The following is a 15,685-nucleotide window of genomic DNA, read 5'->3' on the forward strand; positions in this document are numbered from 1 at the left end:
CAGCGACAAGCAGAGGCCCCCTACCGCGGCGAAACCGCAGGTAGAGGGCCTGTGCGTGAGGGCTTACTTCTTCTTGCCCTGGTTCTTGACGGCCTCGATGGCGGCCTTGGCGGCGTCCGGGTCGAGGTAGGTGCCGCCCGGGTTGACCGGGTGGAAGTCGGCGTCGAGTTCGTAGGAGAGGGGGATGCCGGTGGGGATGTTCAGGCCGGCGATGTCGGCGTCGGAGATGCCGTCGAGGTGCTTGACCAGGGCGCGGAGCGAGTTGCCGTGGGCGGCGACCAGGACGGTGCGGCCGGTGGCCAGGTCCGGGACGATGCTGTCGTACCAGTACGGCAGCATGCGGACGACGACGTCCTTGAGGCACTCGGTGCGGGGGCGCAGCTCGCTGGGGATGATCGCGTAGCGCGGGTCGTCGATCTGGGAGAACTCGGCGTCGTCCGCGAGGGCCGGCGGCGGGGTGTCGTACGAGCGGCGCCAGAGCATGAACTGCTCCTCGCCGAACTCGGCCAGGGTCTGGGCCTTGTCCTTGCCCTGGAGCGCTCCGTAGTGGCGCTCGTTCAGGCGCCAGCTGCGGTGGACCGGGATCCAGTGGCGGTCGGCCGCCTCCAGGGCCAGCTGCGCGGTGCGGATGGCGCGCTTCTGGACGGAGGTGTGCACGACGTCGGGGAGCAGGCCGGCGTCCTTGAGCAGCTCACCGCCGCGGACCGCCTCCTTCTCGCCCTTCTCGTTGAGATTGACGTCCACCCAGCCGGTGAACAGGTTCTTCGCGTTCCACTCGCTCTCGCCGTGGCGAAGGAGGATCAGCTTGTACGGTGCGTCGGCCATGTCTTCGAGCGTAATCCACATTCGGCCATGGGATCGCCGCGGCCCACGGTCGGCGGGTGAGGGGGGCGGGCGGGCCTCGTGGGGGCACGGGTGTCGACAGGGGGCTGGCACCATCGCGCCGCGTGCACAGCTCCGGGAAGCTGGTCGTCAGGGCGGAGAGCCTGGTGGGGCGGCCGATGGGCGCTGGACGGGAGAAGGGCAGGGCATGGCGGTGTTTACGCGGCGCGATTGTTTGATCACCGGGGTGGCGGCTGCCGCGGCAGCGGTGTTTCCGGGTGCGTCGGTGGCGGTCGGGCGGCCGAGGGCGGGCCTGCCGGTCGGGCGGCCGAGGGCGGGCCTCCGGGGGACGGGACCGGTGCGGCTGACGTTGCCCGCGCCGACCGGGGCGTATCCGGTGGGGGTCACTTCGCTTCGCCTCGTGGACGGCCGGCGGCGTGATCCCTGGGTGGCGGAACGGCCGTACCGGGAATTGATGGTCAGTGTGCGCTACCCGGCGTGTGCGGTGGGCGGGCATTCCCGGGCGCCGCAGATGCTGCCCGGGGAGGCCGCCGCGTTCGACGACTGGAGCAACTTCTCGGAGGTCATTCCGAAGGGGACGGTCGACTGGGGCGCCACCCGTACGTACGCGCACCTGGACGCGCCGGCCGCGCGGCCCGGCGGACGGCCACGGGGATTCCCGGTCGTGCTGTACTCGCCCGGCGCCGGGGATCCGCGCACGTTCGGCAGCACGCTCTGTGACGAGTTGGCCTCGCGCGGGTACGCGGTCGTGAGCATCGATCACACGTATGAGGCGCCCGGGGTGGAGTTTCCGGACGGGCGGGTGGCGCGCACCCGTATGCAGGAGGAGGTCCGGAAGACGCAGGGGAATCCGGCACAGATCGTCGCGCTGCTGAGGAAGCTGACGGCGGTGCGGGTGGCGGACACCCGCTTCGTGCTGGACGAGCTGGGCCGGCCGGGTGCGCTTCCGGGGGCGCTGCGGCGGGTGTTGGAGCTGCGTGCGGTGGGGATGTTCGGGCAGTCCGGCGGCGGGTTCACGGCGGCTCAGGCCATGCATGACGACCGCCGCATCAAGGCGGCGGTGAACCTCGACGGAGTGATGGGCTACACCCAGGACGACTTCGACCCCGCCAACCCGTCCACGGTCGGCATGGAGGGGCTGGACCGGCCACTGCTCCTGATGGGCGTGGAGGGCCACAACCACCGTACGGTTCCGTCCTGGAAGGCGGTGTGGGAGCACAGTTCGGGGTGGCACCGGGACCTGACTCTGGCCGGCGCCGCGCACGCGAGCTTCACGGACGCGCAGTGGATGGTGCCGCAGGTGGCCCGGAAGGCGGGGTTGCCGCGGAAGGACGTGGAGAAGCTGGTGGGTACGGTCGTGCCGGAGCGTTCGGTGGCGGCGCAACGGGCGTATGTGACGGCGTTCTTCGACCGGTGGCTGCGGGGGCAGGGCACGGACAGCGGGTTGCTGGACGGTCCGTCGGGACGTTTTCCGGAGGTGCGGTTCGTGTGGTGACGGAGGCGTTTCTGCGGGGGGCGCGCTCCCATGAGGGCGCTCCCGCAGGAGGCGTTTTCGCGGGGGCGCGCTCCCATGAGGGCGCTCCCGCAGAGCCGTTACGTCGACGGGCGCCGGGTCAAGTTGCTGAAGGCTTCGAGGTTGCGGGTCGACTCGCCCCGCGCGACCCGCCACTCGTACTCCTTGCGGATGGCGGATGCGAAGCCCATCTCCAGGAGGGTGTTGAAGCTGCCGTCGGCGTTCTCCAGGACCGTGCCGAGGATGCGGTCGAGTTCGTCGGGGGTGACGGCCGCGAGGGGGAGCTTGCCGACGAGGTAGATGTCGCCGAGCTTGTCGATCGCGTAACTGACGCCGTACAGGCGGGTGTTGCGTTCGAGGAGCCAGCGGTGCACGGCTTCGTGGTTCTCGTCCGGGTGGCGGACGACGAAAGCGTTGACGGACAGGGAGTGCTTGCCGACGATCAGCGAGCAGGTCGTGGCGAGCTTGCGGGTGCCGGGCAGGGTCACCACGTACGTACCGTCGGCGGGCGATTCCCACGTCAGGCCGGCCTCGTCGAGAGCCGCCTCGATCACCTGTCGTGCCGCGGCATCAGCCTGGGAGCGGTCTTCAGCCATGGGGTGATCGTAGGTGACGGCGTCGTTCCTGCATCGCGGCGGTGTACACCTCGGCGGTCGCGGCGGCCGCGGTGTCCCAGCCGAAGGACCGGGCGTGCCGGGCGGCGGCGCCGCCCATCCGGCCGGCCAGCGCGGTGTCGCGGGCGAAGCGGCCGAGGGCGCGGGCGTAGTCGGCCGGGTCGTGGCCGGATATGAGGAAGCCGCTGACGCCGTCGTGCACGGCCACCGGCAGGCCGCCGACGGCGGCGGCGATCACCGGGGTGCCGCACGCCTGGGCCTCGATGGCGACCAGGCCGAAGGATTCGCTGTAGGACGGCATGACCAGGACGGACGCGGCGCGGTACCAGTCGGCGAGCTGCTCCTGGCCGACCGGCGGGCGGAAGCGGACGACGTCGGCGATGCCCAGGCGGGCGGCCAGCTTCTGCAGCCCTTCGGGCTTGGCCAGGCCGCTGCCGCTGGGGCCGCCGACCACCGGGACGACCAGGCGCGAGCGCAGGGACGGGTCCTCGTCGAGGAGGACGGCGACGGCGCGCAGCAGGATGTCGGGCGCCTTGAGCGGCTGGATACGGCCGGCGAAGAGCGGGATCAGGGCGTCCTGGGGGAGGCCGAGGCGGGCACGGGCGGCGGAGCGGGAGGCAGCGGTGTCGGAGGGGTCGAGGGAGGTGGCAGGGGCCGGCCCCGTGGGGCGGAAGCGGTCCAGGTTGACGCCCGGGTGCACCACGGCGACCTTGTCCGGCCCGGCCTCGTAGTGCCGCATCAGCTCGGCGGCTTCCTCGTCCGTGTTCGCGATCAGCCGGTCGGCGGCGCGCACGATCTGCGTCTCGCCGATGACGCGCGCGGCGGGTTCGGGGGTGTCGCCCGCGGCCAGGGCGGCGTTCTTGACCTTGGCCATGGTGTGCATGGCGTGGACGAGCGGGACGCCCCACCGCTCGGCGGCGAGCCAGCCGACGTGGCCGGAGAGCCAGTAGTGGGAGTGCACCAGGTCGTAGTAGCCGGGGCGGTGGCCCGCCCACGCCTGCATCACGCCGTGGGTGAAGGCGCACAGCTGGGCCGGCAGCTCCTCCTTGGCCAGGCCTTCGTACGGGCCCGCGTCCACGTGCCGGACGAGGACGCCGGGGGCCAGCTCGACGGCGGGCGGCAGGGTGCCGGTCGTGGCCCGGGTGAAGATCTCGACCTCGATGTTGAGGGAGGCGAGCTTCCTGGCCAGCTCGACGATGTAGACGTTCATGCCGCCGGCGTCGCCGGTGCCCGGCTGGTGCAGCGGGGAGGTGTGCACGCTCAGCATGGCGACCCGGCGCGGACGGCGGACCGCGCCCGGCAGGCGCAGCCCGGAGCGGCCCGGGAACGGACCGTGGGAACGGCTGCGGAGCCTGGACACGTATTGGCTCACTGCGGGCTACCTCCTAGCCGGTACGGCCTGGGCCGGGGCGTGCGGCGCCTCCGAAGCCCGTAACAACGGAACCCGCGCATCCATTTCCCTGTGAGCCCGCTCTCTCTTCACTTTGCCAAAGCGTGACCTCGGGGGGCAGATAAGGCGGGTGGGGTTGGTGGTGGCAGTGGGTGTGGAGGTGGGGCCGGGGCCCAGGCGCATAAGGTCAGATCATGGTCCGCAGCTCGTCCGCCTCTCCCCCGCCCTCCCGCCCCCTCGGGAACGCGACCCGCGGCACCACCAACCCGAACCGGCTGCGCCGCATGGACCGCTGGATCGCCGCCCATCACGCCACCGCACTGCGCCGCGGCCCCGCCCCGGTCGCCGTGGACCTCGGATACGGCGCCGCGCCCTGGACCGCGGTGGAGCTGCTGGCCCGGTTGCGTACGGTCCGGGCCGACGTCGAGGTGGTCGGCGTCGAGATCGACCCGGCGCGGGTCGCCGCCGCGGCGCCGTACGCGTGCCCGGGACTGAACTTCGCCCACGGCGGGTTCGAGGTGCCGCTGCCGGGACGGCGGGCGCCGGTGCTGATCCGGGCGGCGAACGTGCTGCGCCAGTACGCGGAGGACGAGGTGCCCGCCGTGTGGGAGCGGCTGTGCGCGCGGCTGGCGCCGGACGGGCTGCTGGTGGAGGGCACCTGCGACGAGATCGGGCGGCGGCACGTGTGGGTGGCGCTGGGCCCGGAGGGCCCGCGCACGGTGACTTTCGCGGCCCGCCTGAGCGCCCTCGAAACGCCCTCCGACCTGGCGGAACGTCTGCCGAAGGCGCTGATTCACCGCAATGTGCCGGGCCAGCCCGTGCACGCGTTCCTGCGCGACTTCGACCGGGCGTGGGCGGCGGCCGCCCCGTACGCCTCACTGGGCGCGCGGCAGCGGTGGATGCGCAGCGTGCTCGCGCTGAGTACGGCGTGGCCGCTGGCCGACGGGCCCCGGCGGTGGCGGCAGGGCGAGGTCACCGTGCGGTGGGAGGCGGTCGCGCCGGTTTGAAGCGGGTGAGCCGGTGTGAGGCGGGTGAGCAGCTGTGAGGCGGGTATGCCCGTGTGCGGCGGTCGTGCCGGTAGAGGCGGGCGGGCCCGTCCGTGTAAGGCGGGCATGCCGACGGGGAGCGGCCGACGGGGTCCCGGGCCGGCCCGGCCGCCCCGTCGGGCAGGCCGGGCCGGACCCGTACCTCAGTGGGAGATCTGCTTGCGCGAGCTCCCGCCCGCGATCTCGATCTTGCGTGGCTTGGCCCGTTCCGCGACCGGGATGCGCAGGGTCAGCACGCCGTTCTCGTACACCGCGTCCACCCGGTCGCTGTCGAGCGCGTCACCGAGGAACAGCTGGCGGCTGAACTTGCCCGCCGTACGTTCGCTCGCGATCAGCTCGGCGCCCTCGGGGGCGGTGGGGGTGCGCTCGGCGCGGACGGTCAGCACGTTGCGCTCGATGTCCAGGTCGACGGTCTCCGGATCGACTCCCGGCAGATCGAAGTGGATCACGAACTCGTCCCCGGCCCGGTAGGCGTCCATCGGCAGTGCGGCGGGACGGGCTGTCGTCCCGAGCACCTGCTGGGTGAGGCGGTCGAACTCGCGGAACGGATCGGTACGCATGAGCATCACGGGTCATCTCCTTCCGAAGGCAGTGGGTGCGATGCCCTTCTGCCTTCTGTTGTAGCTCGGAGAAGGAAAATTGACAAGCCCCGACTCAAGGTTTCTGAGGTGGGAGCGCCGGGGCGGAAACGGAGTGCGGGGGCGCTCCTGGGGACGCCCCCGCACCATCCGTAAAAGGCCAGGTCAGGAAGCCACCCCGGGTCCTCTCTGAAGCGCCCCCAGCAGCGCGTCCACCAACTGCCGGTCCCGTTCCTGCGTCAGGACGCGGCGGGCCTGGTCCGGCGGGAGCCACCGGAGGCGGTCCACCTCGATGTTCGGGGTGAAGCCGCCGTGGGTGGCTTCGGCGGCCCAGTAGCGGACTTCCTTGGGGCGGCCGTTGGCGAGGTAGTGCGTGCTGGGGAGCCGGGCGCCGGGGCGGCACTGCCACCCGGTCTCTTCGGCTACCTCGCGCAGGGCGCCGGCCAGCCAGTCCTCGTCGCGCTTGAGCTTGCCTTTCGGGTGCGACCAGTCGTCGTACTTCGGACGGTGCACGAGGGCGATCTCCAGGCCGTCGGCCGTGGCGGAACGGCGCCACAGGACGCAGCCGGCCGCACGGACGGGTTTCGCGGGCACCGACATCGCTCCGTCATCCCTTCCGCGTCGCGGGGCCGGGCTCCGGTACGGGTGCGGGGAGCCAGACCCGGCCGAACACGTAACGGGCCGCTTCGGCCTCGTGGCGCTGGTCGGCGTGCAGGACGCCGAGTGCGTAGGCGGTGGCGGGGGCGATACGCGGGGTGCGGGCCGCCGCGGCGGCCGCGGCGGCGGCTTCGGCGGCGTCCCGGTGGCGTTCCAGCGCGCAGCCGGCTTCCGCCAGGCGCGGGTCGGCGTCGTCGGGGTCGGTCACTTCCTGGGCGTACCGGCTGAGGCGGGCCAGCAGCCGTACCTGGTGCCAGGGCGCGTCCTGCCGGGAAGCGGCGGTGCGGGCGTCACCGTTGTACGCCTGGCCCGCGCGGGCGAGCGGCAGGGCCGCGACGGCCTCGGCGAGGCGCCGGTGAGCCTGTTCGGCCAGCGGGAGCAGCGCGTCCGGCGCGGGCCGGTCGGCCGTGGCGGTGAGCGGCACCTCCGAGGCGAGTACGGCCACGGCGTCGGCGACGGCGTGGAAGCGCGAGGAGCCGAGCGCCTGGAGGGCGGCGGAGTGGGCGCGGGTGCGGGCGAGGGTGATCTGCCGTTCCAGCAGGGCGCCGGCGCGCGCGGCTCCGGCGGACAGCAGGGCTTCGGCCGCGTCGGGGTCCGGTGCGTCCCGGGAAGGAGGGGCGGCGGAGCTGTTGAGGTCGCAAGGGGCGGTGAGGCGCTGGAGGGCGCCCAGCAGCCGGTCCAGCCGTGCCGTTCCGGCGTGTTCGCGGGCCAGCGTGCCGGACAGCCAGGCCAGTTCACCGCGCAGGTGGTCGGCCCACCGCTCGTCCGTGAGCGGCCGGAAGGTGTGCAGCGCGCCGCCGATCCGCCGGGCGGCGGACCGCAGTTGGCGGGCCGCCTCCCGGGTGCTCTCCGCGTCCGGGCCGCTCTCGCCGTGGGCGCGCAGGCTGCGCAGGAAGTCCGTCGCCCGGTGGTGCAGGTAGGCGGCGAGGACGTCGCGGGCGGTGCGTCCGGTCAGTGCGGAGCCGTCGGTTCCGTACGGGTACGGGTGGCTGCCGGGGTACGCCGGCCCGCCGGGCCGTGCCGGTCCGTCGGCCAGGGCGGCAGGCGCGCCGCCGGGCCCCGCGGGCTCGTAGCGGAGCGGGGGGAAGTCATGTCGCTGAGCCACGCCTGCGCCTCCGGGCGTCAATGAGCAGTTCCTGTACGTTGCGCAGCGGCGCGCCGTCCGCGTCGACCGCGTGCCGGGTCCAGTCGCCGTCCGGGCCCAGGTGCCAGGACGAGGTGGTGTCCGACGTGCCGGTCTCCAGGAGCCGGACGAGGGCGGCGCGGTGGGCCGGGTCGGTGACCCGTACCAGCGCCTCGATCCGCCGGTCGAGGTTGCGGTGCATCATGTCGGCGCTGCCCAGCCAGACCTCGGGTTCGCCGCCGTTGCCGAAGGCAAACACCCGGGAGTGTTCGAGGAAGCGGCCGAGCACGCTGCGTACCCTGATGTTTTCGCTGAGCCCTTCGACGCCGGGCCGCAGGGCACAGATGCCGCGTACCCACACATCGACCGGTACACCGGCCTGGGAGGCCCGGTACAGCGCGTCGATGACGGCCTCGTCAACCATCGAGTTGACCTTGACGCGGACGGAGGCGGGACGGCCGGCGCGGTGGTGCGCGATCTCCTTGGTGATGCGCTGCACCAGGCCGTCCCGCAGGGACTTGGGGGCGACCAGCAGTCGCCGGTAGGTCTCCCGCCGGGAGTAGCCGCTGAGCCGGTTGAAGAGGTCGGAGAGGTCCGCGCCGACCTGCGGGTCGGCGGTCAGCAGCCCCAGGTCCTCGTACAGCCGGGCCGTCTTGGGGTGGTAGTTGCCCGTCCCCACGTGGGAGTAGCGGCGCAACATCTCGCCCTCCTGGCGGACGACGAGCGACAGCTTGCAGTGCGTCTTGAGGCCGACCAGCCCGTACACCACATGGCAGCCCGACTCCTCCAGCTTGCGCGCCCACTTGATGTTGGCCTGCTCGTCGAAGCGCGCCTTGATCTCGACCAGGACGAGCACCTGCTTGCCGGACTCCGCCGCGTCTATCAGCGCGTCCACGATCGGCGAGTCGCCCGAAGTGCGGTACAGCGTCTGCTTGATGGCGAGCACGTCCGGGTCGGCGGCGGCCTGCTCCAGGAACGCCTGGACGGAGGTGGAGAACGAGTCGTACGGGTGGTGCAGCAGGACGTCACGGGCGCGCAGCGCGGCGAAGATGTCGGGCGCGGACGCCGATTCGACCTCGGCGAGGTCGCGGTGGGTGCCCGCGACGAACTTGGGGTACTTGAGCTCGGGGCGGTCCAGGGCGCCGATACCGAAGAGGCCGGTCAGGTCCAGCGGGCCGGGCAGCGGGTAGACCTCGGAGTCGGAGACCTTCAGCTCCTGGACGAGCAGGTCCAGTACGGCCGGGTCGATGGACTCCTCGACCTCCAGGCGGACCGGCGGCCCGAAGCGGCGCCGCATCAGCTCCTTCTCCAGCGCCTGGAGGAGGTTCTCCGCGTCGTCCTCCTCGACTTCGAGGTCCTCGTTGCGGGTCACCCGGAACATGTGGTGCGCCCGCACCTCCATCCCCGGGAACAGCTCCTCCAGATGCGCGGCGATCACGTCCTCGATAGGCACGTACCGCTGCGGCGCGGCCTCCAGGAAGCGGGAGAGCAGCGGCGGGACCTTGACCCGCGCGAAGTGGTCGTGCCCGCTGACCGGGTTGCGCACCACGACGGCCAGGTTGAGGGAGAGGCCGGAGATGTACGGGAACGGGTGGGCCGGGTCGACGGCGAGCGGGGTGAGGACCGGGAAGATCTGCTGGCGGAACAGGGTGAAGAGGCGGGCCTGCTCCTTCTCGGTCAGCTCGGGCCAGCGGATCAGGTGGATGCCCTGGTCGGCGAGTTCGGGGGCGACGTCCTGCTGGTAGCAGGCCGCGTGCCGGGCCATGAGTTCGCGCGAGCGGGTCCAGATGAGGTCCAGCACCTCGCGGGGCTGGAGGCCGGAGGCGGAGCGGGTGGCGACGCCGGTGGCGATGCGCCGCTTGAGGCCCGCGACGCGCACCATGAAGAACTCGTCGAGGTTGCTCGCGAAGATCGCGAGGAAGTTGGCCCGTTCGAGGAGCGGGGTGGCGGGGTCCTCGGCCAGTTCCAGCACCCGCTCGTTGAACGCCAGCCAGCTGCGCTCGCGGTCCAGGAAGCGCCCGGCGGGCAGCTCCGCGCCGTCGGCACCCGCCGCGCCGGTCTCCTCGTAGTCGTCCAGGTCCGCGTCGAGGTCGGGTTCCAGCTCGGGCACCGGCACAGCGACCGCGTGCGGGCGGTGCGCGGCTATGGAGCCCACCGACGGCTGCGCGGACGGCGGCAGGTGCGCCGCAGTCCGGGACGTGGTCGGCTCGGTCCGGTCCGTGTCCTGGGCGCTGGGCTGCTGGTTCATGGCCTTATTCTTCCGCGCCGGGGGCTCTGTCAGCCCGTCGGACGGAGCCGGTACGGGTTCCGGTACGGGGCGCAGGCGGCGGCCGGCGGCATTCGGGACAGCGGGCTGCATCCAGTGATGCTCGCAAGCGACGTTGAATCGCCGGTAACGGGGACGTGGCGGCCAGGCAAGCGGGCCGCTACTCCCCGGTGTTTACATTCCCGTGCCTTGCGTTTCCGGGGGCGCGCCCCCTGGGGCGCGCAAAGGGGCGCGTGGTCGCTCCGGCGTGCGCCCCCGCGTGCGCACGGCATCACGGCGCTCGCGGCCGGGCGCGCGGCGGCAACGCGACCTGGTGGCCGGCGTCCGCACGCCGCGACGGGCCGGCGCTCCGTACGGGCTACTTCACCGGGTGCAGAGGCACCAGCTCGGTCGTCGTGTCCGCGTTGAGGACGTCGTCGGGGACGAGGTCGATCGCTCCGCAGTGGTTGTAGGGCACGTGGGCCGGGACCTGCGTGAGGTTGCTGAGGGCCAGGCCGGGGTCCTGGGCGGTGGCCGTGGTCCGGCCCGGATGACGGAGTGCCGCGCACTTGCTGCCGAACACGGCGGCGCCGAGGTGCCCGATGCCGGCGTGCGCGGGGGACGCGGCCGACAGCCCCATGACGGCCGCCGCGGTCGAAGCGACCGCTGCGGCAGCGATGTGTCCTGTGCGCATGCGTTGCGAACGACGACCGTCGGCTGCGGACACGGGCCGCCCCGCCACGGGACCGCGCCGCGGTACGTGACGGTACGGAATCACCCGTTCGGCGGCGGACCGGGCCGTCAGCGGTCCGGTGAGCTCGTACGGTGGCCCGTCCCGGGTCAGCCCGCCGAGGACACCACGTGTACGCAGCACGTGACGACGGCACCTCGCGGGCCGGGGCCACTGCCCGGGCCGATCTCCAGGCCGTCCGTGAGCCGGCGTACGGTCCACAGCCCCCAGCCTGTGGACTCCGCCAGTCCGGGCGGCCGTTCGGGAATGACGGAGGCCTCAAAACCCGGCCCGTCGTCGGAGACGCGGCAGCACACCAGCGCCCCCCTGCGGTAGAGCGTCAGCAGTCCGCCTCCCCCCGCGTGCCGGATCGCGTTGTCGGCCAGTTCGTTGGCGGACAGCAGCAGGGCGTTGCGGCGGCTCCCGGCCAGGCCCAGGCGTGCCGCGTACTCGCCGAGCACGACGCGCAGCCGCGGCAGGTCGGCCGAGGTGAAGCCGGTCTCCAGGCGGTGGTCGGCGGCGAGACGCACGCTCGGCCCTGGCGGCCGCTGCGGGCCCCCGGCGGGGGAACCCTGGGTCGTCGGTCCCATGCGTCACTCGCCTTCCACGGTCAGCTGCGGGATGTCGAGCGCCCCCAGAAGCAGGAACGTGTGGGCGTGTATGCCGTCGCACCGGATGACGACCCGTCTGCCGTCCTCGGCGGCCAGCCGCAGTACGGCCCGTGCGCAGTAGACGTCCAGGAAGGACAGCTCGGTGAGGTCCAGGAGGACGCGCGGCTCCGCCGAGCCGGCGATGCGGCGCAGCGCGTCGTTGAACGGTTCACGGGTGGACAGGTCGGCCTCGCCGACGAGCCGCAGCCCGTACGTGCCGGCGCCGGGCTCCGCGACCGGCAGGACCAGCAGCGTGCCGGGGCGCTTCAGCAGGGCGGTGGGGTGGCCGGCCGCCGCCCGGTCCAGGACGTCGTCGCTGAACCGGGTCTCGTCGTACGTGCAGATCTCGGTGTAGTGCGCGTCGGTGAACAGGTAGTGGCAGCCCTTGCTCTCCCGCCACAGGACCCGTTCGATGTCGGCGCCGAAGGCCGCCACCCAGGCCATGTCGATGGCGCTGCGGACCGTCGGGTACCCCTCGTGCAGCGCCTCCTCGACCTCCCGCCGCAACCCGGCCATCTGCCGTTCCACCGAGATCTCCCGCGGCTGCCACATCCGGTCCATGGTGAGCAGCTTCAACTGGCCGCACTCCAGCGGCGGTCCGACCGGCGGACCGTACGCCTCCAGGTGCTCCAGCACGGTGGTCTCGGGCACCGCGGGGTCCGCGAAGAGCAGCACCCGCTCCCCGCGGGTGATGCCGGTCTGTGCGAACGAGCCGATCGTGGACCAGCGCGACTCCTCGTCGGCGTAACTCGCGAAGGCGTGGTCCCCCGGCCGCAGGCGCTCCACCGGGACGATCCGGATGTGCTCTTCGGCTTGGAAGGGCAAGGAACTCTCCTACGTCTGCCGCCGTTTCGGCCCGAACGGCACCGGCGCGCCGTCTACGGGGCGCCGGGTGCGGGCACTCAGCCGGGAGGGTAGCGGGACGTACGGCGCCGCCGGACCGGAGGACGGAACGGCGGCGTCCGAGGACCACTGTGCGGCGGAAGACGATCGGTTGGGTTCGTTATCCGTCTCAACGAAGGGGACGGCACGCCGGGTTCTGTACGACAGGCGATGACGTGTTCTGTTCGCTCACGTCACCGCGTGCCGATGCCCCGGCGTGCGCACGTCTCCCCGCACTCACGTCTCCGTGCGGTACATCAGGTCCGTCTCGTGCGTGGTGAACCCGAGCCGCTCGTAGACGGTCACGGCGGGCACGTTGTCCGCGTCGACGTAGAGCATCGCCGTCGGTACGCCCTGACCCGCCAGATGCCTGAGCCCGATCGCGGTGAGTGCCTTGCCGAGTCCGCCGCCCTGCGCGTCCGGCCGCACGCCGACCACGTAGACCTCGCCCAGGCCCTCGGCGGCGTGGATCTTGGTCCAGTGGAAGCCGACCAGCCGGCCGTCCCGCTCCGCGAGGAAGAAGCCCTTGGGGTCGAACCACGGCTCGGCCTTGCGGTCGTCCAGGTCGCGCTGGGTCAGCGAGCCCTGCTCGGGGTGGTGGGCGAAGGCGGCGGCGTTCGCCTCCAGCCACGCCGCGTCGTCGGTGCCCGGCTGGAAGGTCCGTACGGACACGCCTTCCGGAAGCTCCGGCTCCGCCAGCTCCAGGCCGCTCAGCGGGCGGCGCATCTGCCGCAGCTCGCGGAAGAGCGTCATGCCGAGGGTCTGGGCGAGGTGGCGGGCCGCGGAGTGGCCGCCGTGCGCCCATACCCGCAGGCGGCGGCCGGACTCGTCCAGCAGTCCGGTGCCCAGCGCCCGGCCGTGGCCGTGGCCCCGGTGCGACGGGTGCACCACCAGTTCGGCGGCGGGCGCCTCCACGGGGTCGGTGTCCTCCAGCTGCGCGTACCCGGCGAGCACTCCGGCCTCGTCGTCCGGCCCGCCCGGTACGTACAGCAGCAGGTGCCGTACGCCCTCGCGCCGCCCGCCGCGCAGCTGGAGCCGCCCCTGTTCGGACACGGCGGGCTGCCCGTCCGTCGCCGCGGCCTGCTCGATCAGCGCAAGGGCGGCGGCGGCCGCGTCCGGCGTCAGCTCGTCCGTGACCTCGACCCGCCGGCCCGCCCGGCTCTTGTCCTGTGCTGCGTCAGTCATGCTTCGAAGCGTACGGCCCGGGCGCCGGTACACCCGACGCACACCGGTCCGTCATCTGTCACCCCTGTTCCGCTACGCGCGTTGACCGTAGGCTGCGTCCGCTCGGACACCAGCCCACAAGGGAGACCCTCCTCATGTCACCGAGACCGCAGCGGCGGCGCACCACGCGCAGACTGACGGTGGGAGCGGCGGCGCTCGCCGCCGCCGTCGGCATCACGGCCGCGGCACCGGCCGGCGCCGAACCCGCCGCCACCTCCACCGCCGCCCACGCCCGCCACACCGGACACGGCCACGGGAACGGGCACGGCCACGGCGGGGGCCACGCCTCCCGCACCGTCGACGTGCAGCTGCTCTCCTTCAACGACTTCCACGGCAACCTGGAGCCCCCGCAGGGCTCCGCCGGCACCGTCGAGGAGCAGCAGGCCGACGGCAGCAAGAAGAAGATCGCGGCGGGCGGCGTCGAGTACCTGGCCAACGCGCTCCGTACGGCACGCAAGGGGCACCCGTACTCGGTCACCGCGGCGGCCGGCGACATGGTGGGCGCCAGCCCGCTGCTCTCCGGGCTCTTCCACGACGAGCCGACCGTCGAGGCCATGAACAAGCTGGGCCTGGACGTCACCTCCGTCGGCAACCACGAGTTCGACGAGGGCCGCGCCGAGCTGACCCGCCTCCAGAAGGGCGGCTGCCACCCCACCGAGGGCTGCTACGAGAAGGGCAAGCGCTTCCAGGGCGCGGACTTCCCGTACCTCGCCGCGAACGTCACCGACGAGAAGACCGGCCGCCCGATCCTCAAGCCGTACACCGTCTGGAAGCACAAGGGCGTCAAAATCGGCTTCATCGGGGTCACGCTGGAGGGCACGCCCGACGTGGTCAGCGCCAACGGCGTCAAGGGGCTGAAGTTCCACGACGAGGCCGAGACCATCGACCGGTACGCCAAGGAGCTGGACCGGCAGGGCGTGAAGTCGATCGTGGCGCTGATCCACGAGGGCGGCATGCCCGCCTCGACCGCGTACGACTACGACTGCGACAGCCCCGGTCCCGGCGCCGGCATCTCCGGGCCGATCGCGGAGATCGCCAAGAAGGTCACGCCGAAGGTGGACGCGCTGGTCACCGGCCACACCCACCAGGCGTACGCGTGCACGGTCCCGGACCCGTCCGGGATGCCGCGCACCGTCACCTCGGCGGCCTCGTTCGGCAAGCTGTACACGGACACGACGCTCACCTACGACCGCCGCACCAAGGACATCGTCCGTACGTCGGTGAAGTCGGCGACCGCGCGCAACCACGTCGTCCACCGCGCCCAGCCCAAGGCCGCGGACATGACCGCGCTCATCCAGCGCTGGAACAAGCTCGCCGCGCCGGTGGCCGACAAGCCCGTCGGCTACATCACCGCCGACATCCCGGGCCGCGGGGCGGCGACCCCGGAGTCGCCGCTCGGTGACCTGATCTCCGACGCGCAGCTGGAGGCCACCCGGGCCGCGGACAAGGGCGGTGCGCAGCTCGCCCTGATGAACCCCGGCGGCATCCGCTCCGACCTGGCGTACAAGGCGTCCGGGAGCGAGGGGGACGGCGTCGTCACGTACGGCGAGGCGTTCACCGTGCAGCCCTTCACCAACCTGACCCAGGTCGTCACCCTCACCGGCGCGCAGCTGCTGACCGCGCTCCAGCAGCAGGTCAGCGGCCCGAACGAGGCGTCGCCGAAGATCCTCCAGGTGTCCGCGGGGCTGACCTACACCCTGGACCTGACCAAGACCGGCGCCGGCCGGGTGGCCAAGGACTCGGTGCGGCTGGACGGCAAGCCGATCGACCCGGCGAAGACCTACCGCGTCGCCATGAACGAGTTCCTGGCCGGCGGCGGTGACGGCTTCACCGCCTTCAAGGAGGGCAAGGACAAGTACGTCGGCCCGTCCGACCTGGACGCGCTCACCGCGTACCTGACGGCGCACTCCTCGGCGGCCGCGCCGCTCGCGCCGCCGAAGGCGGACCGGATCACGGTCGTCAAGTAACGGACGACGGCGGCTTCTCGTACGGCCCGGCGGGGTGTCACCGCCGGGCCGTACGTCGTCCGTCCGACGCGTCCGGCACCCCGCCCACGCAGCCACCCCGCCCACCACGGGATGTCCAGAACGAACGGCGCGTCGGCACCGACACCTGACTACGCTCAGCGATCGCGTATCTCTCCCTCGGTCCTCTGATGCTCCGATCCGCCGACGCTCGAAGGGCACGCCC

At 72.7% G+C, this 15,685-nt stretch carries 14 protein-coding genes; 3 read left to right on the forward strand and 11 right to left on the reverse strand.

The window, feature by feature from the left end:
- Window positions 1-63: 63 nt before the first annotated feature.
- Complete coding sequence (locus OEIGOIKO_RS17295; RefSeq protein ID WP_031004888.1) at window positions 64-825, reverse strand: phosphoglyceromutase; 762 nt, start codon at window positions 823-825, stop codon at window positions 64-66.
- Between the two features lie 445 nt (window positions 826-1,270).
- Between OEIGOIKO_RS17295 and OEIGOIKO_RS17300 the strand changes: the two genes are divergently transcribed.
- On the forward strand, window positions 1,271-2,338 hold the full coding sequence (locus tag OEIGOIKO_RS17300; protein WP_246177383.1) for an alpha/beta hydrolase family protein: 1,068 nt from the start codon (window positions 1,271-1,273) through the stop codon (window positions 2,336-2,338).
- Between the two features lie 98 nt (window positions 2,339-2,436).
- Here OEIGOIKO_RS17300 and OEIGOIKO_RS17305 read toward each other — a convergent pair whose 3' ends face one another.
- Both OEIGOIKO_RS17305 and mshA read right to left on the reverse strand, forming a co-directional pair.
- Entirely contained in the window at window positions 2,437-2,952 is a 516-nt protein-coding gene (locus OEIGOIKO_RS17305; RefSeq protein WP_125054818.1) for a type III secretion system chaperone family protein, read from the reverse strand.
- Entirely contained in the window at window positions 2,945-4,342 is a 1,398-nt protein-coding gene (mshA, locus tag OEIGOIKO_RS17310) for a D-inositol-3-phosphate glycosyltransferase (RefSeq protein ID WP_125054819.1), read from the reverse strand. Before mshA ends, OEIGOIKO_RS17305 begins: the two co-directional genes overlap by 8 nt.
- 212 nt (window positions 4,343-4,554) lie before the next feature.
- On the opposite strand from mshA, the gene OEIGOIKO_RS17315 reads away from it, so the two are divergent.
- A complete protein-coding gene (locus OEIGOIKO_RS17315; RefSeq protein ID WP_125054820.1) occupies window positions 4,555-5,367 on the forward strand; it encodes a class I SAM-dependent methyltransferase in 813 nt (270 codons plus the stop codon).
- 182 nt (window positions 5,368-5,549) lie between these two features.
- On the opposite strand, the gene OEIGOIKO_RS17320 is transcribed toward OEIGOIKO_RS17315, so the two are convergent.
- The 8 genes from OEIGOIKO_RS17320 to mshD form a co-directional block, all read right to left on the reverse strand.
- Entirely contained in the window at window positions 5,550-5,972 is a 423-nt protein-coding gene (locus OEIGOIKO_RS17320) for an Hsp20/alpha crystallin family protein (RefSeq protein WP_125058755.1), read from the reverse strand.
- A gap of 177 nt (window positions 5,973-6,149) precedes the next feature.
- Entirely contained in the window at window positions 6,150-6,584 is a 435-nt protein-coding gene (locus OEIGOIKO_RS17325) for an NUDIX hydrolase (protein ID WP_125054821.1), read from the reverse strand.
- Window positions 6,585-6,591: 7 nt separating this feature from the next.
- Window positions 6,592-7,746 (reverse strand): CHAD domain-containing protein, encoded by a 1,155-nt coding sequence (locus OEIGOIKO_RS17330; protein ID WP_125054822.1) that lies wholly within the window; start codon window positions 7,744-7,746, stop codon window positions 6,592-6,594.
- Complete coding sequence (locus tag OEIGOIKO_RS17335; RefSeq protein ID WP_125054823.1) at window positions 7,730-10,012, reverse strand: RNA degradosome polyphosphate kinase; 2,283 nt, start codon at window positions 10,010-10,012, stop codon at window positions 7,730-7,732. The genes OEIGOIKO_RS17330 and OEIGOIKO_RS17335 overlap by 17 nt, the downstream gene beginning before the upstream one ends.
- Window positions 10,013-10,388: 376 nt before the next feature.
- Window positions 10,389-10,703 (reverse strand): chaplin family protein, encoded by a 315-nt coding sequence (locus OEIGOIKO_RS17340; protein ID WP_125054824.1) that lies wholly within the window; start codon window positions 10,701-10,703, stop codon window positions 10,389-10,391.
- A gap of 146 nt (window positions 10,704-10,849) precedes the next feature.
- The gene (locus OEIGOIKO_RS17345; protein ID WP_125054825.1) at window positions 10,850-11,329 is read right to left on the reverse strand and encodes an ATP-binding protein; all 480 of its coding nucleotides are present in this window, start codon (window positions 11,327-11,329) and stop codon (window positions 10,850-10,852) included.
- Between the two features lie 3 nt (window positions 11,330-11,332).
- Window positions 11,333-12,214 (reverse strand): MEDS domain-containing protein, encoded by an 882-nt coding sequence (locus OEIGOIKO_RS17350; protein ID WP_125054826.1) that lies wholly within the window; start codon window positions 12,212-12,214, stop codon window positions 11,333-11,335.
- A 294-nt stretch (window positions 12,215-12,508) separates the two neighbouring features.
- Window positions 12,509-13,456, reverse strand: coding sequence for a mycothiol synthase (mshD, locus tag OEIGOIKO_RS17355; protein ID WP_125054827.1), 948 nt, complete (start codon window positions 13,454-13,456; stop codon window positions 12,509-12,511).
- A 134-nt stretch (window positions 13,457-13,590) separates the two neighbouring features.
- On the opposite strand from mshD, the gene OEIGOIKO_RS17360 reads away from it, so the two are divergent.
- On the forward strand, window positions 13,591-15,462 hold the full coding sequence (locus OEIGOIKO_RS17360; RefSeq protein ID WP_125054828.1) for a bifunctional metallophosphatase/5'-nucleotidase: 1,872 nt from the start codon (window positions 13,591-13,593) through the stop codon (window positions 15,460-15,462).
- Window positions 15,463-15,685 lie beyond the last annotated feature (223 nt).

Origin of the sequence: Streptomyces paromomycinus (assembly GCF_003865155.1) — a bacterium.
GTDB lineage: Bacteria > Actinomycetota > Actinomycetes > Streptomycetales > Streptomycetaceae > Streptomyces > Streptomyces chrestomyceticus.